Raw genomic sequence first — 16,017 nt, forward strand, 5'->3', positions numbered from 1 at the left:
GAAGGTGTAAAATTAATTTTATCAGTTATTTTATTTGATCAAAGGGCTCATTTTTTTATGAAATAATAAAAATCGCTTTAATCGTTTTAAATATGAAAATAATTCAGAAAAAATTCGTATTTAGTTTAAGAAGACCAGTATCTAAAGAGCAAAGCTATCGTTTAGGAAAAAGAATGTTGCAAGAAATCAACCATCAAATATCTAAGAAGGTGAACGAATGTCAATAGACAATGAAATGATCTATGAGAATCAAAAAGAAATTTGGAAAGTGGAACAGCAACAAGACGAATTAGTAAATGGGAAACGTAGGTTAGAAAACCAGCTCCTTCAATTAGAAAAAGAACTTCAAAGAGGTTTTCGCCAATTATCTGAATTGAATCATGAAGATATCCAACAAGGTATGACCAATGCAATTTGGATGCAGAAGGAGTATGAAGCAAAGCAACAAACATTTCAACAACAATTTCATCAGGCACATGAAGAACTTGATTTTTCGTACAGGAAAACTTTACAAGGATTAGAAGTAGAAAGAGAAGAGTTGTTTGCAGAAAGGAGAACATTTAAGTGGGGAATCATCAGAATTTATGTCAGCGTTAAAGAAGAACTTAGCTAGTAGTAAAGAAACGATCAATCAACTAAAGAGAGGAAGTCAAAAAGTCGTGTCAGCTGTTAACGGAAACGAATTATCTGGTGCAGCATATACAGCAGGAAAAGGATTATTTAGTGAATTGATCATTCCGACAATTACACGAACAACGAATGCGATTGAAAAAATTGAACAGGAGCTACAAAGGTATAAAGTCTCGGATCAGATTGTAGCAATGGAAGGATACTTGGATGAGAACAAACTGAACCAGCAACTGGCGACGACGCGAGTTATGAAAGCATCAGTAGACACGACTTCTGCTTTTGTTCAGTCCAAAGCACAAAGTAATCCGTTCGTCGGCATTCTCGAAACATTGCTAAATGTCCAACGATATCTAGAACGTATGTCAGAGAGCTTTCAACAAGATATTGATCAATTACAAAATAAGCTAAAAAAATTACATAATTTCAATTCTCAAACTAGTGGATTATTCAGTCATAGTTTGGATGAATTGAAACTGGCAATGCAGGGTGTATTAGTGTTAAAGAATACGAGAGTGAGGACAGATGGTTCATATTTGTTACCCGAGGGGATAAATAAAAAGTGGTTTACTGAGGTTGGAACTGATAATAAGGTGAAGCAAATATTGGAGAAATTGACTGAGAAGATAGACTATGCCCATTCTATAGGGAACACTACATTAAGTGTCATCAAAGAATATGGTAAAGCAACTAAAGTAAAAGCAATAAGACTTGGGTCTAAGTCAGTTTCTAATTATTCGTTCTCTCGTACAACTAGGTACGCTAAAACATTAGAGAGTGTTAGTGATGATTTATTAGATTCAGTGGAAATTGTAAGAAGTAATAATATGTGGAAAGGTATAGGGATTGCTGGTACGATTGCAGGTATAGCTTTTGATTATGATACTCAAATGAGTAAATATAATGATATTGAAAGAGCAACTAGAAATACAGTTGCATATACGATAATAGATGCTAGTGGCAAAGTTATGGGGGCTTATATTGGGGGCATTCTTGGAACCTTGATACCAATACCTGGTGCAGGATCCGTACTAGGCGCAGTTATTGGAGCTGGTATTGGGAGTTTTGGAGAGCATGTATATGATTGGATTGAAACGGGGAAAGCTAAAAAAGCTTTTGATAATATTGGAAAAACTATTTCTTTAGGAATAAACAGTTTGAAAAACGATGTTGGTAAAGTCTTTGCCGGTTTTGGGCAATCATTAGGGAGTATATTCGGATGAAAAAGAAGAAGATTATTCCACTTTTGAAAATATCAGGAAATTCATCAATATATTTTGATTTTGAAAAGAGCACTCCATATGTACAACATTTTAAAGGGGCTTATACGGAAACAGCAGGAAAAAGCTACTCTAAAAGTAGAACTTTTTGGACAAGTCAAGTTCTTATGGTAGGAATGGTGACGTTTGGAACCATTTTAGATAGATTACTTATTTTTCCAGTTTTAGTTAGTTTACTTCTTGTGTGGTGTCTAGGATATGTGTTAGCACACGTTTTTATAGGAATAATGATAACTAATTCATTGGGAGAAAAAGAATATAGAAATTTTTCTCCCAATGAAATTCAAGGAGTTGTATCTAACTCACCAAAGTTTTGGATATTGTTGTTTGTCGAGTTTTTATTGACTATAGGAATACTCTTTGTTTCTATTATTTCGATTTTTGATCATATGCTAAAAGGTGAAGATTTTATAGAACTTTTATTTGGTGTGTTTAGTTTAGCAAGTTTAAGAAAAATAGTACCGCCTATTTTAGGAATTAAAGCAGGGGGAATACTAAAAAAACAAATAAAGGAAGGAAAATTTCATGATCAATAAACATATTTTACCATTAGGAAGTGTAGTGCTATTAAAAGGCGGAGATATCAAACTTATTATTGTTGGACGGGCACAGCTTTTTAATAATGAAGGAGCGATTGGTTATTTTGACTATTCTGCTTTAGGTTATCCGCAAGGTGTAATAGCGGAATCCAATTTTGCATTTTTTAATGATAAAGATATAAAGAAAGTCTTATTTGAAGGATATCGAGATGAGCAAGAAGTAGCGTTTGCTGATTCTTACGAAGAAAACATAAAAAACATACCTTATCCTAAATTAGTGATTGAAAGAGAGATTGAAGAGGAACCAGAAACTTTTGGGTTTTAAAAATTTAGTTATTAATATGGAATAACAGAAATAAAATACTATAGAACTGTTTTGAAACTAATTAAGTAATAGCTTATAGTGCTAAATTTTTCAGAATCAACTGAGAAACTTGAAGGAGGCTTTAGAGGATAGGAAACAACTGTGCCCAAGAGATTAAAAGAATTAATAGCAGATATTATTTACTGGAATTAAATGATAGATTGTACATTGTTGATTATTTTAAGTTAATGAGGCTGAGAAACTTTTTTCCGTTTAGTACCTTTTACAACAACGCTCCGAAAGAAAGTTGGACTGCATATAAAGTAACTGGATCAGCAGAAATTTTTGAAGGTAAAAAAACACCTGAAATACAATTTTATGTTCCTGAATCTTATGGGATTTTCAGTGTTTTTGTAATTAGTCCTTTTCTTATATTTTTGGGCTATCTTGAATCAATATATTTAGCTCTATTGATTGCTAGTCTTCTTAGTACATATGGAATAATATCAACCTGTCGACTATTACATAACAATAAGAAAGTGAAAGAACTAGTTAAAGATACGACAATTGTACAGTTAGTACTTGTTGAAAATAAAAGGTCAAAAATCTATGTTGTTCAGAGTAATTTTTTTTCATGTGTATATGGTATATTTGTAGGCTACCTATTTATATCAGCAATTTTATCAGGTGACTTTTGGGAGGTTATTTTTGTTTTGTTAGTATCACCTACAACTTCATTAATATTTGGAAAAATCATATCAAATTTTAGAGAAGTCCCAGATGTATCTTCTAAATATCAAATTGAAAAAAGATAAAAATCACATGAAAGATTATCAATTGAAATGATTGTACATTTAAAACCATTATTCTAATCTATTACGGGAATAAACAGAAGAACGTTTGAAAAGAAAGAATATGACTACTAGAATTTCCAAAATTTAAGTTTATATAGAATGTGTATTTATTTTTTAGTCCACCTTTAAGTATTTAGGAACATAGGTGCTGTATCTTTGAGTATCTATCAAGAAATCCTACCAAATAAAGAAAAATTAGGAAATCATTCATTGTTCCATAGGAATCTTGTAATAATTATTTGATAAGGTATCATCGTGGGGGATTGAGAAAGAGGATTCGTAATTTATGCCTAAGATTACAATGATGTTTTTTATTTTTCCAAATCAAAATCGTTCGTTATTTTTTTAAGGGACACATAGATATGCGAAATAATAAGAATTTTCTGAAAATTACTCTTTTGTTTCTCTCATGAAGATGTTAAAATGGTTGTTAAACTATAAAGGGGTGATTGTTTGTTAGAGAAATTCTTGGACATGTCGTTAGTTCAACGTATTGGTTGCGGTATTTTAATTGGTATAATATTAGGTATTTTTTTACCGACCTGGGGATTTATTGCTTTATTAGGAACGTTGTTCGTTAGTTGTTTAAAAGCGATTGCGCCGCTGTTAGTGTTTTTCTTGACTGCAGCTTCAATTGCAAAACATAAAATGGGGAATGAGACATTTGTAAAACCGATTTTAGGATTGTATTTAGGGGGGACTTTTTTCGCGGCTTTTGTGGCGGTGATCACTAGTTCGATTTTTACGGTACCGATCACTCTGCAGGAAACTGCTTCGGAACAAGCGCCTCAAAATATTGGGACTGTTTTATCAACGATGCTGACCAATGTCACGCAAAATCCGATTCAAGCAATTATTGACTCTAATTATTTAGGTGTGCTATTTTGGGCGGTATTATTAGGATTGGCATTGCGGGCACGTACGGAAGCAACGAAAGAAGTTATCGATCAGATTTCGGTCGCATTGTCACAGGTGGTTCAATTGATTATTTCTTTCGCTCCGATCGGTATTTTGGGGTTAGTTTATGAATCAATTGCAACAACAGGTCTTTCTGGACTGACCGAGTATCTCCAATTAGTTCTTGTGTTAGTAGGTACGATGCTCTTTGTTGCTTTGATCATCTATCCATTACTTACTTTTTTGTTTATCAAAGAAAATCCCTATCCATTAATTTTCTTTTGTTTAAAAGAAAGTGCAATTTCTGCTTTCTTTACGCGTAGTTCTGCGGCGAACATTCCGATCAATATGATGTTGGCAGAAAAACTGAAATTAACAAAAGAATCTTATGCTATTTCGATTCCATTAGGAGCAACGATCAATATGGGGGGAGCAGCAGTGACGATTACAGTGATGACGTTAACGACTGTTCAAGCACTAGGTATCGAAGCTTCTTTCGCCTTAAAATTGATTTTAAGCATCTTGGCGGCTTTAGCTGCTTGTGGTGCATCTGGAGTAGCTGGGGGTTCATTACTATTGATTCCTTTGGCTTGTAGCTTATTTGGTATCTCAAATGATATTGCGATGCAAGTGGTAGGAATCGGGTTTATTATTGGGGTCATCCAAGACTCAGTTGAGACAGCTTTAAATTCTTCCAGTGACTTACTATTCACCGCAATTGGTGAATTGGGTGCTAGAAAAAGAAATGGCGAGGATGTTTCGATCAAAAGTCGTTTGAGTGAATTGCAATAGAGGCATCTTTCTACCATCATTTCAAATTACATTTTTTAAGTCAACAGCAATCGTCTGTTGGCTTTTTTCATATTTTTTACTGTGAGTAGAATTATTTAGTTGTTTCTGAGTATACTAAAAAAAGACTTCGATTAGTAATGTGCATACTATCTCATTATTTTTTAATGATTTTTGTGGTCTTCTAATCGGTTGTTTGAAAAATTATAGTAAACATAGAAGGTGATGGAAAATGAAAGTTATGCACTATCAGGAAAATAAAATGCGCAGAATAACCATTCTCAATCGACTGTTGAATTTTGAACACTTAAGTTACCAACAGCTTTCTGATGAATACTTTGTCTCACGAAGTAGTATTGCCAATGATCTTTCTTATGTGAAAGATATTTTTACCAAAGAAGGATTGAATTTGACATTTGATCGTTCGGGAACATTTTTTGAAGGAAATGAAATTCAAATCCAACGTGTGTTGAAGCGGACCATCCTTAATCATTTCAATGAACTAGAAGTGGTAGCAGAACTAATAGATCAGCAGCTTTTAAGAAGAATCGAGCAAGCTTTTCGTCAAGGAATCAACGAAAAACAAATGGAGATTCCAGAAAGTTATTTCAAAAGCATTGTGATTTCAATTTTATTGATTATCCAACGCTCAAAAATGGGTGAAAAAATAGATTTGATCGGTAAGAATCAGTATGGAAAATATTTCTTGGAGTTCAATAAGTACCCGCTGGTGTATGAACTATTTAAAAAATTAGAGGACCAGAAAATTTATCAGTTCACACAAGAAGAGGTCCAATATTTAACTTACATTATCGTAGGAAGTGGCTTGAAATTCTTTATGAAAAGTGAAAATATTCCTTTTGCTTTTCGCGGGAAAATTCGACAATTGATCCAAAAGGTTAGCGAAGGTATCCAGATTGATTTAACACAAGATAACCGTCTAGAAGAAGATCTTCTAGTACATCTGTATCAATTACTTTTACGAATTGAAGCGCAAACAACGATCGTCAATCCATTGATTGATGGAATCAAACAAAATTATCCGTCCATTTATGGGGTTGTATGGTTTGCATTAAAAGATTTTCGTTGGCCAAGTGAAGTGAATCTATCTGAGGATGAAGTTGGGTTTGTCACCATTCATTTTCAAGCTGCTATCGAGAGGATCAAACGATTAAACAAATTATTATTTGTCTGCCCGAATGGCATTGGAACAAGTTCATTTGTTTCAGCCAAAATACGAAGAATCTTACCTGATATTGACAGCATTGAAACTGCCTCTATTGATAAGTTGACTTACATGGATCTATCAGAAATTGATTTTATTATTTCTACAGTCGATATACCCAAGCAATCAAAGCCTGTCGTCAGAATTTCACCCATGGTGACTAGTCGCGATATGAAACGAATCATGAATCATTATATCGATTTAGTGATTGATCATGAGCATATGAAAGAAAGGCGGATCTTACCTGAAAAAACAAAACAATTGCTTGCGTCCAATATTTATTTTGGTCATTATGGGTCAAAAGAAGAAGCAATCCATTTTCTGATGGAGCAGCAAAACTTTAAAAATGACTATAAGAAAAAACAATACACCCAGTCGGTTTTTGACCGAGAAGCAATCCAATCTACTTATCTCGATAACGGTTTTGTGATTCCTCATGGTAATCCGCTATTCGTAGAAGAGACTGCTATTGCGATATTAGTAGCGGATAAACCAGTTAATTGGGGAAATCAAAAAGCAGATATCATCGTATTATTGATGATCCGACAAGAAGATGTGAAAGAAGTTGAAGCAGTGATGAAACTGATCATGCAAGGGATAGGTGATAAAAACTGGTTCATCTCAAAAATGTTGGAGGTAAAAGAATGAGTAGAATTGATCCATTATTGGCAAAAGAGCAGATCCAAGTAATCGATACAGTGGAAAATTGGGAGACTGCCGTTGAGATTGCAAGTGAGCCTTTGTTAAAAAGCAAAATGATAACGCATACTTATATGGATAATATGATCAAAAGTGTAGAAGAGCATGGTCCATATATGGTTTTAACCGACTATTTTGCCCTCATGCACGCCAAACCAGGCGTAGGAGTGAATGAACAAAGCATGAGTCTTTTAGTCGTAAAAAATGCAGTAGATATGAAAGACAAAGCGGTGAAAATATTTTTGATCTTAGCTGCGAAAGATAGTGAGAGCCATCTGGATAAATTGCAAGAAATCATGTCCATATTTATGGATGAAGTGAAGTATCAAACTATTTTATCGGGAAATAAGGAAAAAATAATCCAATTACTAACCTAAGGAGGAAAAAAAGTGAAAATTTTAGCAGTATGTGGATTTGGTGTTGGAAGTTCAATGGTTTTAAAAATGTCGATTAATAAGGTGATCAAAGAACTAGGGCTCAAAGCTACAGTAGAGAATACTGATTTATCCTCAGCAAAAGCGACTCAAGCAGATGTTTATTTTACTAGTAATGAATTACTACCAGAACTGAAAGCTTCGGTCAAAGCGCCTGTTTATCCAATCAAAAAATATATGGATACAAATGAAGTAAAGGCACAATTAGAACAATATTTAGCAAATAAGGAGGGCTAGACTGATGAATTTTATTAGCAATCATATTTTGAAAAATCCACCTGTTCTTTTAGCCCTGATCGCGATGATCGGTTTGATCATCCAACGAAAGTCATTTTCAGAAATCATTAAAGGTTCCTTGACCGCAGCCTTTGGGATGGTGGCTTTAACGGCTGGTGTAAATATGTTGGTAGGGACGATAGCTCCTATAAATACGGCGGTCCAGACACAATTAGGTGTGCAAGTTACTGAAGGGTTATCTGATGTGACTTTTACAGCAGAATACGGTGGTACAGTCGGTTTAGCCATGTTCTTAGGATTGATCATCCATTTGTTGATTGCTCGTTTTACACCAGTCAAAACGATTTTTCTGACTGGTCATATGCTGTGGTGGTTCCCATTTGTATTTGTAGCTGCCGGAGTAGAGGCTGGTCTAACTGGTACTTTACTGATTGGGATTAGTGCATTATTGTCTGCTTGCTATTGGTCATTCATGCCATGGATCATGCGCAAATATGTTTGGGATGCTACCGGTGATGATTCTTTCTTGATCGGTCATCCGACAGGGATCTTATCATTGATTTCAGGATTTGTGGCAAAGCGTGTGGGAAATAAAGAAAAATCGACAGAAGAGATCAATGTTCCAGAGAACCTTTCATTTTTTCGTGAAATTTCGATCACGGGAGCATTGGTCATGTTTCTTATGAATGTGGTAGTGGGGATCATCGCACCAGTTTTGATTCCAGAAGGTGGGAATCTTGTTATGTTTGCCATTGAAGCTGGGTTGAATTTCGGTGCTGGATTATTGATCATGTTGTATGGTGTTCGTTTATTGATTAATCAAATTATTCCAGCTTTCCAAGGGATTGCTGAAAAAGTGGTAGCAGGTGCGAAACCTGCTTTTGATGTCCCGATCCTATTCAACTATCGTCCGAATGCGGTCATTATTGGTTTTATCGTTGCGATGATCACTTCAACGATTTTAGTTGTCTTAGCAAATTCATTCCAGTTATTTGGTGTACTGATCGTACCATTGGTCATTACAAGTTTCTTTGAATGTGGTGGAGCCGCAGTCATTGGTGAAGGCCAAGGCGGTTTTCGTGGGGCAGTTCTCGGAACGATTGCAGCATCTGTCACAATGGTTGCTTTAGTTGGTTTTTCTGCCATGATTTTCAGTACAACGATCCAAAGTTGGATCTTGATTTTTGGCGGAAACGATTTGTCATTGTGGGGAATGATTGGACGAGGAATCAGCAGTTTATTTGGAGGGTTTTAAATGTTTCGTTACATGGATAAAATCAGAGAACTATTAACAATTGTCGAAGAAAAAGAAAGGCAATCAATTGGAGAAGCGATTGAATTATTGACTCAATCAAATTTACAAAAACATTCTATTTATATTTTTGGTGCCAGCCACGCGGGTATTTTAGCAGAGGAAATGTATTACCGTGCTGGAGGAATGATGACGATCAATGCAATATTTGGACGAGAAGTGATGTTGGATCGAAATCCAGTAACCTTTACGAGTCAAATGGAGCGATTAGAAGGCTATGGAATGGCCCTAGCCGGAACGATTCCTTTTAAAGAAAATGACGTATTAATTCTTCATTCAGTATCTGGCAGAAACCCGATCATTATTGATTTAGCTAAAGTGGCAAAAGAAAAAGGAGTAAAAATCATCGCACTAACAAATGTATCCTACTCGAAATCTGTAACTAGTCGCCATTCATCAGGGGAACGATTATTTGAAATTGCGAATATCGTGATCGATAACCACGGCGATATCGGAGATGCGTGTTGTGAACTAACAGGGCTATCACAAAAGGTCGGGCCTTCTTCTACGGTGATTGGAGGGACCATTCTCAATACGATCATCGTAGAAGTTTGTGAACAGTTGATTTCTGAGGGAGTGAAACACCCACCGATTTTTTATTCTGCCAATATAGACGGTGGCGATCAATTGAATGCTGAATTATTTGAAACGTACAAAGAGGTCATTCATTATCCATTCACTTAAACTAGCTCGTCGTGAACCATTGATTTTAAAATGATAACTTTTTTGAGAATATAGTTAATAAGCTCTATCAAAGCAAAAAATCCTTTGATTTTAAACCACTGAATGTGACAGAATCAATAGGATTTTTTGTTTTGCAATTAAATTGAAAATGTTATTCTGTATATAAGAATAAAAGTGTTTTGGAGGAGTACATGTTTTTTTTACGACGTTATGGGCTTTATTTTTTATTTCTAGGAGTGTTGAGTGATTTTTCAACACCTTATATTTTGGGCTTGTTCTATCCAGGTTTAGATCAATTAAGGCTGCCAATCAGTGTATTCGGTGACGTCACAAGTCCAGTGAGAACATTCTTTCTTGTTTGTTCTGTTTTTTCAGGCATCTTTTTTAGCTTATCCTTACCTGCGCTGTATTCTTCGTTTGAAAAAGTATCTACTCATTTAGCGAAATGGTTGGTTGTTTCACTAGGTTTCTATGCGATAGGCGATTGCCTTTTTACAGGATTGTTTAGTCTTAACACCCAAGCTACTTCGTGGGATTTTTCAACGTGGGTACATAATGTTGGTTCTAGTTTAGGTTATAGTGGCTTTCTTTTATTTCCGGTTTTTGCTTTATTGCTCTATCGAAAAGAAGCGAATCAACCAATCAGTCGAGTGTATATCGTTTTAATCAGCTTGAGTCTGCTGAGTGCGATGATTTACGGACTGGCAAGGATCCCAGTGCTGAATCACCTTCCACTATTAGATAAACTAGGTTTTTGTCAAAGATTGAGTTACTTCTTCAATTATTTAACGATCATATCAGTAGGTACCAACCAACTAAAACGAGTGACAAAATAGCTGTTTGGGTGAGCGAAATGGTTATTTCTAAACAATCGAATAAGCGAGCTTCCTGAAGAGGATTTTTTCGAGAAATGAGCCGCGCAAGCCAAAAATAGGAGAGACTATTTTCGACTTGTGCGGCTCATTTCTCGAAAGTAGGTACTTCTGCTACTTTCTTGCTTGAAAAATTAGTACAGGCTTTCTTACTTTTCTGCCAACTTAATTGGCAGAAATCTCTACTTTTTATTTTGGAAGCGCAAACATATACTTGGTTCAGAAAGGAAAATCAATCATATGAAAACGAGAACGATTGAGTTACTTCAAAGATTTAGAGCATATCATTATCCAATCAAAGCGGAACAATTAGCGTTAGAGTATCAAGTCAGTCAACGAACGATTCGTCAAGATGTGCTGGATGTCAACAGTTGGTTGCGAGCCAATCAATTAGCAGAGATCCAAACGGTTCGTAAGCAAGGGTTTCTGTTGCGTTTAAGCGATGAGGAAGAAAAAAGACTGACAGAAGCATTGGTGACTTATCAAGAGGAGTTGTTGAATCGTGACGAGAGGACCTTTGATTTAGTGTTATCAATTGCTTATGAGCAACAGCCAGTTTATTTGAATCGTAAGGAAGAAGCATTCATGATCTCGAAAAGTACGATGGACGAAGATATGCGTCGTTTGCGAGCGGATTTGATCAAATACGGTATCGAAATCGTGAGTTTTGGCAGACAGGGATTGGTCTATAAAGGAGCGGAGCGCTCCATCCGCACGATGATTTATGACTTGATTAATAAAAATCTAGGGAGAATTGATTTTTCAGCAAGAAACGGTACGAAAATCACTGCGGCTCAAAGAATTTTCCAACAGTATTTTTCACCTTCGGAGATTGTAAAGCTCGAAGCCATCTATACAGATACTATGATCAGACAAGAAGATGATATCTACAAAAATCAACTGTTGCTGTTTACAATGATCTGGGTCCAGCGAGTCAGAAAGCATGAACTTATTTCAGCAATCAATTGGAAAAATAATAACGAAAAAAAAGACTGTTTCACTGATTTTATTGAAAAAGTCATCGTTGAGTTTCGCTTGACAGACGTTCCACCGGTTGAAAGAAACTACCTTCGTTTTACGATTGAGACATTCAGTTCAAAAGATATCAGTAATTCGTTGGAATGGGTCCAAGCCCAACTGTTGACGATCCAACTGATCCAGTTCGTCGAGGAACAGACCCGTATCCCATTTCACTTAAAAGAAGAAATCCTGTGTGAAAATCTTTATAAACATATGACGGCTTTGATCATTCGCATCAAACATCGAATCCAAGTCACGAATCCTTTGAAAGAAAATATTCGGGCCAATTACCGCCCCATCTATGAAGCAGTTGAATTATTTGTCCCAACGATCGAGGAAGTCATTGGTGGAGAGATAATCGAAGATGAACTTGCTTTTCTAGTGATCCATTTTTCGACGATTGCTAGCACGATCAAACAGAATGTCATGTACATGTATAAATCAGTGGTGGTTTGTCACCATGGACTGGCAACAGGCAATCTATTAGCAGAAAATTTAAAAGAGAAGTTCCCACAAATTGAAGTTGTCGTGGTATTGAGTTCTAAAGAAGCGGAGTTGGTGGATAAGTTAGATGTCGACTTGATTTTCAGTACGTTCCAATTATCAGATCAGAACAAACCACTGCTTGTGTTGGAGCCTATTTTAACCGATGCGAATCGTCCGATCATTGCAGATTTTTTAAATGCTCACCAAAAGGTCCAACGACTGATTCCGACAGAGAGTGGGCAAACAGAATTGTTTACCGACGTTTTGCGGATCGTGGAAGAAAGTGGAGGCAAGATTGATCGGCCAATCTACACCAAATTAGAAACATTATTTGAGCAAAATCATTTAGAAATCAATAAAAGGGAGATCCAACCAATGCTAAAAGACATTTTGACAGATAATCATATATTGATCCAAGAACACGTAGACAATTGGCAAGAAGCGATTGAACGAGTGGCTAAACCACTGTTGAAAGAAAATATCGTTGAGTCAAGTTATGTTGATGCGATGGTCCGTGCAGTAGAAGAGTATGGCGCCTATATCGTTATTGGCAAGAATCTGGCATTAGCCCATGCCAGACCAGAAGATGGCGTCAATAAGTTAGGCGTGAGTGTCGCGACAATTCGTCAGCCAGTTGATTTTGGCAATGAAGAGATGGACCCAGTAAAAATCATTTTCTGCTTAGCAGCAGTAGATTCATATTCCCATTTAACCATCATGAAGGAGTTGATCGAGTTGATCAATGACGAAACGAAATTGACTCGTTTGATCGAAAGTCCAAATGTAGATTTATTTAAAAAACGACTATTTAAGTAGCTAAAAGGAGAGAGTGGAATGAACAAATTGAATATTTTATTTGTATGTGGCGCAGGACTAGGAAGTAGTTTTGCCGCTCAAATGTCAGCCGAGGATGTATTGAATAAATTAGGCGTAACAGCTAAGCTGGATCACTGCGATATCTCTTCGGCCGTTTCGATGAAACCAGATGTGATCATTACCGCAGAGAATTTTCGTTCACAATTTGAAAAATTTACCATTGATCCGACAACAGCCATGATTTACTTGAAAAATATCGTCTCAAAAGTTGAGATCGAAGAGAAGTTAACACCAGTTTTACAAAGTAAGGGAGCTATCTAATCAAGAAAAAATAGGGGGAGAAAACATGGGCGTTATCAATTTTATTATCGAAAATATTTTGACTCAAGCATCGATCACGATTGCCTTGATTGCGATGCTAGGGCTGATCCTGCAAAAGAAATCAACGGGTCAAATTATTTCGGGTACATTGAAAACATTGCTAGGCTTTCAAGTTTTAAGTGCGGGTTCGAGTATCATCGTCGGTAGTTTGACGTATTTTGGGCAAATTTTTACCGAAGGGTTCCAAATGGAAGGGATCATCCCGTCAATTGAAGCAATCAATGGTCAAGCAATGAATGAACTTGGTCTAGGTAGAGATATCGCGTTAACCTTTTTAGCTATTTTTATCTATAATATCTTACTTGCCCGTTTTACGAAGTGGAAATATATCTTCTTGACTGGTCAAGCAATCTTATGGATGGCGACGATGACCACTGTATTTGGGTACTTTGCTGGGTTACGTGGGTTTGTTTTGATTTTAGTTGGTGGTTTCATTGGGGCAGTGTTTGCTATTGCGATGCCAGCGATGGCGCAACCAATCATCCGTAAGGTCACCGGTTCAAACGATATTGCTTTAGGGCATTTTTGTACGATCGGTTATTTATTTGAGGCTGGGGTAGCAAAAATCTTTGGTGAAAGAGGCGAGAACAAGAAATCGATTGAAGACATTAAATTGCCTGCTCACTTTGAATTTTTACAAGATACGTATTTATCAGTCATGGTGGTGATGGTACCACTTTATATCGTGACTGTGTTGTTTGCAGGAGAGACGTTTGCGGCTGAGCTATCAGGAGGTCAAAACTATATCATGTTTGCCTTTTTACAAGCCATCCAGTTTGTTGTTGGTGTATACGTATTACTTTCAGGGGTACGTTTATTACTAGGCGAAATCGTTCCAGCGTTTCGTGGGATTGCGATGAAACTAGTTCCTGATGCGATTCCAGCGTTAGACTGTCCGGTGTTCTTCCCTTATAGTCCCAATGCAGTGATTTTAGGGTTTATCACAACAACGATCGGTACGGTCATTGCGATGTTTACGTTGCCGATGTTTGGATTAGCGATGATTCTGCCAGGGATGTTGACGAATTTCTTTGCTGGGGGGACAGCGGGTATTTTTGGCAATGCAGTTGGGGGACGACGAGGAGCAATCATTGGTGGAATCGCTCATGGCTTCTTTATTACCTTGTTGCCAGCATTATTAGTAACGATTTTCAATTCAATGGGATTTGTTAGTGCGACAGCGACAGATGTCGATACAGTAGTGGTAGCGCTACTGTACGCTTGGATCTTAAGTCCGATTTTAAAAGCATTCTAATGTGAAAGTAGGGAGCATAATGTTTGGTTTTTTGAAAAAGAAAAAAGAGCAACCTGAAGTAATACAGACGCTTTCCATCGAAGAAAAAGAAGAACTTCAAACAACGATCGAACGACTAAAGAAAGGTATCGACCAGACAGAAGAAACAGACCAACGAGCGGTTCTTTTTGAACAAGTAGGACTAAAGCTCGCTGAGTTAGGGGATAACGATCAGGCAATCGAACACCTTGAGAAAAGTTTATCACTGAAGAAAAGTATCAATGATGGGTACAAGAAGTTGATGTCTTTATATAATGCAAAAAGAGCAGAAGCTGCACGAGCTGGGGACGATCAAGGAATTGATCATTATATGGGGAAAATGGACGAGATGCGACAAATTGCTAAACAACTTACGATTACAGGGAATAAATAAGAATAAAGGTGGCTATAAAAAAAATGTATACGACATTAAAAGAGGTAACAAAAACAGCAGAAGCTTTGAATTTTACCGTGGGCGCATTCAACACGCATAACTTAGAGATGTTGCCAGAAATGTTACGAGCAGCCAAAGAAATGGGTGCGCCGATCATTATCCAAACAAGTGTGGATACGGCGAAATATATTGGGATGAATGTCTTAGTCAATGTAGTGAAAACGATCGCTGAAGAAGAAATGGTGGACGCTGTTCTTCATCTGGATCATGCGCGTGATTTCTCTGATATCAAGCAAGCAATCGATAGCGGTTATACTTCAGTAATGTATGATGGTTCCCATTTACCTTTTAAAGAAAATATCTTGAAAACAAAAGCAGTCGTTGAATACGCCCACGCTCGTGGTGTCTCAGTGGAAGGGGAGCTAGGGACGATTGGTGGGACGGAAGAAGGAATCCATGTGGCAGAAGATGATAAAGTGTATACGAAACCCGAAGATGCGGTAGAATTCGTAGCAGCAACTGGAGTAGACGCATTAGCAATTGCTATTGGAACAAATCATGGACAATTCAAATCAAAAACAGAAGTCAATCTACCACTCCTGAAAGAAATCGACGCAGTAGTCGATGTTCCCTTGGTCATCCACGGCGGTACTGGAGTGAAAGAGGAAGATTATCCAGAGTTGATCAACCATGGAATCCGTAAATTCAATGTTGGGACAGAGCTACTTGTTAACTGGACGAAAACAGCAAAAGAAAGCTTTGGGGAAACAGAAGTCAGCCGATCATTACGCCACAACGTGATTCCAGCCAACGAAGCAGTAAAGTCAATCATCAAACATAAAATCGGCCTGTTTTTGAATACAGGAAGTGAGATCTATGCAGGAAAGAGCTAAA

General features: G+C 36.8%; 17 protein-coding genes. All 17 read left to right on the forward strand.

Annotation, left to right across the window (positions count from 1 at the left end):
* Nucleotides 1-217: 217 nt before the first annotated feature.
* The 17 genes from IGJ49_RS01330 to IGJ49_RS01410 all read left to right on the forward strand — a co-directional run bounded on the left by IGJ49_RS01330 (nucleotide 218) and on the right by IGJ49_RS01410 (nucleotide 16,016).
* Nucleotides 218-613: a hypothetical protein gene (locus tag IGJ49_RS01330; protein WP_153829955.1), complete on the forward strand. Its 396-nt coding sequence runs from the start codon at nucleotides 218-220 to the stop codon at nucleotides 611-613.
* Complete coding sequence (locus IGJ49_RS01335; RefSeq protein WP_194179650.1) at nucleotides 543-1,850, forward strand: hypothetical protein; 1,308 nt, start codon at nucleotides 543-545, stop codon at nucleotides 1,848-1,850. Before IGJ49_RS01330 ends, IGJ49_RS01335 begins: the two co-directional genes overlap by 71 nt.
* Entirely contained in the window at nucleotides 1,847-2,443 is a 597-nt protein-coding gene (locus tag IGJ49_RS01340; RefSeq protein ID WP_062805828.1) for a hypothetical protein, read from the forward strand. Before IGJ49_RS01335 ends, IGJ49_RS01340 begins: the two co-directional genes overlap by 4 nt.
* Nucleotides 2,433-2,771, forward strand: coding sequence for a DUF4176 domain-containing protein (locus IGJ49_RS01345; protein ID WP_010736519.1), 339 nt, complete (start codon nucleotides 2,433-2,435; stop codon nucleotides 2,769-2,771). Before IGJ49_RS01340 ends, IGJ49_RS01345 begins: the two co-directional genes overlap by 11 nt.
* 200 nt (nucleotides 2,772-2,971) lie before the next feature.
* Nucleotides 2,972-3,565 (forward strand): hypothetical protein, encoded by a 594-nt coding sequence (locus tag IGJ49_RS01350; RefSeq protein ID WP_023518987.1) that lies wholly within the window; start codon nucleotides 2,972-2,974, stop codon nucleotides 3,563-3,565.
* 492 nt (nucleotides 3,566-4,057) lie between these two features.
* Entirely contained in the window at nucleotides 4,058-5,293 is a 1,236-nt protein-coding gene (sstT, locus tag IGJ49_RS01355) for a serine/threonine transporter SstT (RefSeq protein ID WP_034691300.1), read from the forward strand.
* Between the two features lie 229 nt (nucleotides 5,294-5,522).
* Complete coding sequence (locus IGJ49_RS01360; RefSeq protein WP_438722208.1) at nucleotides 5,523-7,163, forward strand: BglG family transcription antiterminator; 1,641 nt, start codon at nucleotides 5,523-5,525, stop codon at nucleotides 7,161-7,163.
* On the forward strand, nucleotides 7,160-7,591 hold the full coding sequence (locus tag IGJ49_RS01365; RefSeq protein ID WP_077151214.1) for a PTS sugar transporter subunit IIA: 432 nt from the start codon (nucleotides 7,160-7,162) through the stop codon (nucleotides 7,589-7,591). Before IGJ49_RS01360 ends, IGJ49_RS01365 begins: the two co-directional genes overlap by 4 nt.
* Nucleotides 7,592-7,603: 12 nt before the next feature.
* On the forward strand, nucleotides 7,604-7,885 hold the full coding sequence (locus IGJ49_RS01370; protein WP_438722209.1) for a PTS sugar transporter subunit IIB: 282 nt from the start codon (nucleotides 7,604-7,606) through the stop codon (nucleotides 7,883-7,885).
* Nucleotides 7,886-7,889: 4 nt separating this feature from the next.
* A complete protein-coding gene (locus IGJ49_RS01375) occupies nucleotides 7,890-9,140 on the forward strand; it encodes a PTS ascorbate transporter subunit IIC (protein WP_438722210.1) in 1,251 nt (416 codons plus the stop codon).
* Nucleotides 9,141-9,881: a sugar isomerase domain-containing protein gene (locus IGJ49_RS01380; protein ID WP_010736512.1), complete on the forward strand. Its 741-nt coding sequence runs from the start codon at nucleotides 9,141-9,143 to the stop codon at nucleotides 9,879-9,881. It abuts the gene before it with no gap.
* Between the two features lie 191 nt (nucleotides 9,882-10,072).
* Entirely contained in the window at nucleotides 10,073-10,717 is a 645-nt protein-coding gene (locus IGJ49_RS01385) for a DUF998 domain-containing protein (RefSeq protein ID WP_096081325.1), read from the forward strand.
* Nucleotides 10,718-10,993: 276 nt separating this feature from the next.
* Nucleotides 10,994-13,075 carry a BglG family transcription antiterminator gene (locus IGJ49_RS01390; RefSeq protein WP_062805823.1) on the forward strand — a complete coding sequence of 694 codons (2,082 nt, stop codon included), beginning with the start codon at nucleotides 10,994-10,996 and terminating at the stop codon, nucleotides 13,073-13,075.
* A gap of 18 nt (nucleotides 13,076-13,093) precedes the next feature.
* Nucleotides 13,094-13,396: a PTS sugar transporter subunit IIB gene (locus IGJ49_RS01395; RefSeq protein WP_010736508.1), complete on the forward strand. Its 303-nt coding sequence runs from the start codon at nucleotides 13,094-13,096 to the stop codon at nucleotides 13,394-13,396.
* A gap of 25 nt (nucleotides 13,397-13,421) precedes the next feature.
* Nucleotides 13,422-14,711, forward strand: coding sequence for a PTS sugar transporter subunit IIC (locus IGJ49_RS01400; protein ID WP_077151209.1), 1,290 nt, complete (start codon nucleotides 13,422-13,424; stop codon nucleotides 14,709-14,711).
* A 19-nt stretch (nucleotides 14,712-14,730) separates the two neighbouring features.
* Entirely contained in the window at nucleotides 14,731-15,123 is a 393-nt protein-coding gene (locus tag IGJ49_RS01405; protein WP_077151208.1) for a hypothetical protein, read from the forward strand.
* A gap of 23 nt (nucleotides 15,124-15,146) precedes the next feature.
* The gene (locus tag IGJ49_RS01410) at nucleotides 15,147-16,016 is read left to right on the forward strand and encodes a class II fructose-bisphosphate aldolase (RefSeq protein WP_062805820.1); all 870 of its coding nucleotides are present in this window, start codon (nucleotides 15,147-15,149) and stop codon (nucleotides 16,014-16,016) included.
* The last annotated feature ends 1 nt before the right edge of the window (nucleotide 16,017 follow it).

Origin of the sequence: Enterococcus sp. AZ171 (assembly GCF_051714005.1) — a bacterium.
GTDB lineage: Bacteria > Bacillota > Bacilli > Lactobacillales > Enterococcaceae > Enterococcus_B > Enterococcus_B pernyi.

Coding starts and splice junctions, on each gene's coding strand:
- IGJ49_RS01390 (WP_062805823.1), top strand. CDS start 10,994: ATGAAAACGAGAACGATTGAGTTACTTCAAAGATTTAGAGCATATCAT.
- IGJ49_RS01345 (WP_010736519.1), top strand. CDS start 2,433: ATGATCAATAAACATATTTTACCATTAGGAAGTGTAGTGCTATTAAAA.
- IGJ49_RS01330 (WP_153829955.1), top strand. CDS start 218: ATGTCAATAGACAATGAAATGATCTATGAGAATCAAAAAGAAATTTGG.
- IGJ49_RS01375 (WP_438722210.1), top strand. CDS start 7,890: ATGAATTTTATTAGCAATCATATTTTGAAAAATCCACCTGTTCTTTTA.
- IGJ49_RS01410 (WP_062805820.1), top strand. CDS start 15,147: ATGTATACGACATTAAAAGAGGTAACAAAAACAGCAGAAGCTTTGAAT.
- IGJ49_RS01385 (WP_096081325.1), top strand. CDS start 10,073: ATGTTTTTTTTACGACGTTATGGGCTTTATTTTTTATTTCTAGGAGTG.
- IGJ49_RS01360 (WP_438722208.1), top strand. CDS start 5,523: ATGAAAGTTATGCACTATCAGGAAAATAAAATGCGCAGAATAACCATT.
- IGJ49_RS01395 (WP_010736508.1), top strand. CDS start 13,094: ATGAACAAATTGAATATTTTATTTGTATGTGGCGCAGGACTAGGAAGT.
- IGJ49_RS01365 (WP_077151214.1), top strand. CDS start 7,160: ATGAGTAGAATTGATCCATTATTGGCAAAAGAGCAGATCCAAGTAATC.
- IGJ49_RS01405 (WP_077151208.1), top strand. CDS start 14,731: ATGTTTGGTTTTTTGAAAAAGAAAAAAGAGCAACCTGAAGTAATACAG.
- IGJ49_RS01340 (WP_062805828.1), top strand. CDS start 1,847: ATGAAAAAGAAGAAGATTATTCCACTTTTGAAAATATCAGGAAATTCA.
- IGJ49_RS01400 (WP_077151209.1), top strand. CDS start 13,422: ATGGGCGTTATCAATTTTATTATCGAAAATATTTTGACTCAAGCATCG.
- IGJ49_RS01380 (WP_010736512.1), top strand. CDS start 9,141: ATGTTTCGTTACATGGATAAAATCAGAGAACTATTAACAATTGTCGAA.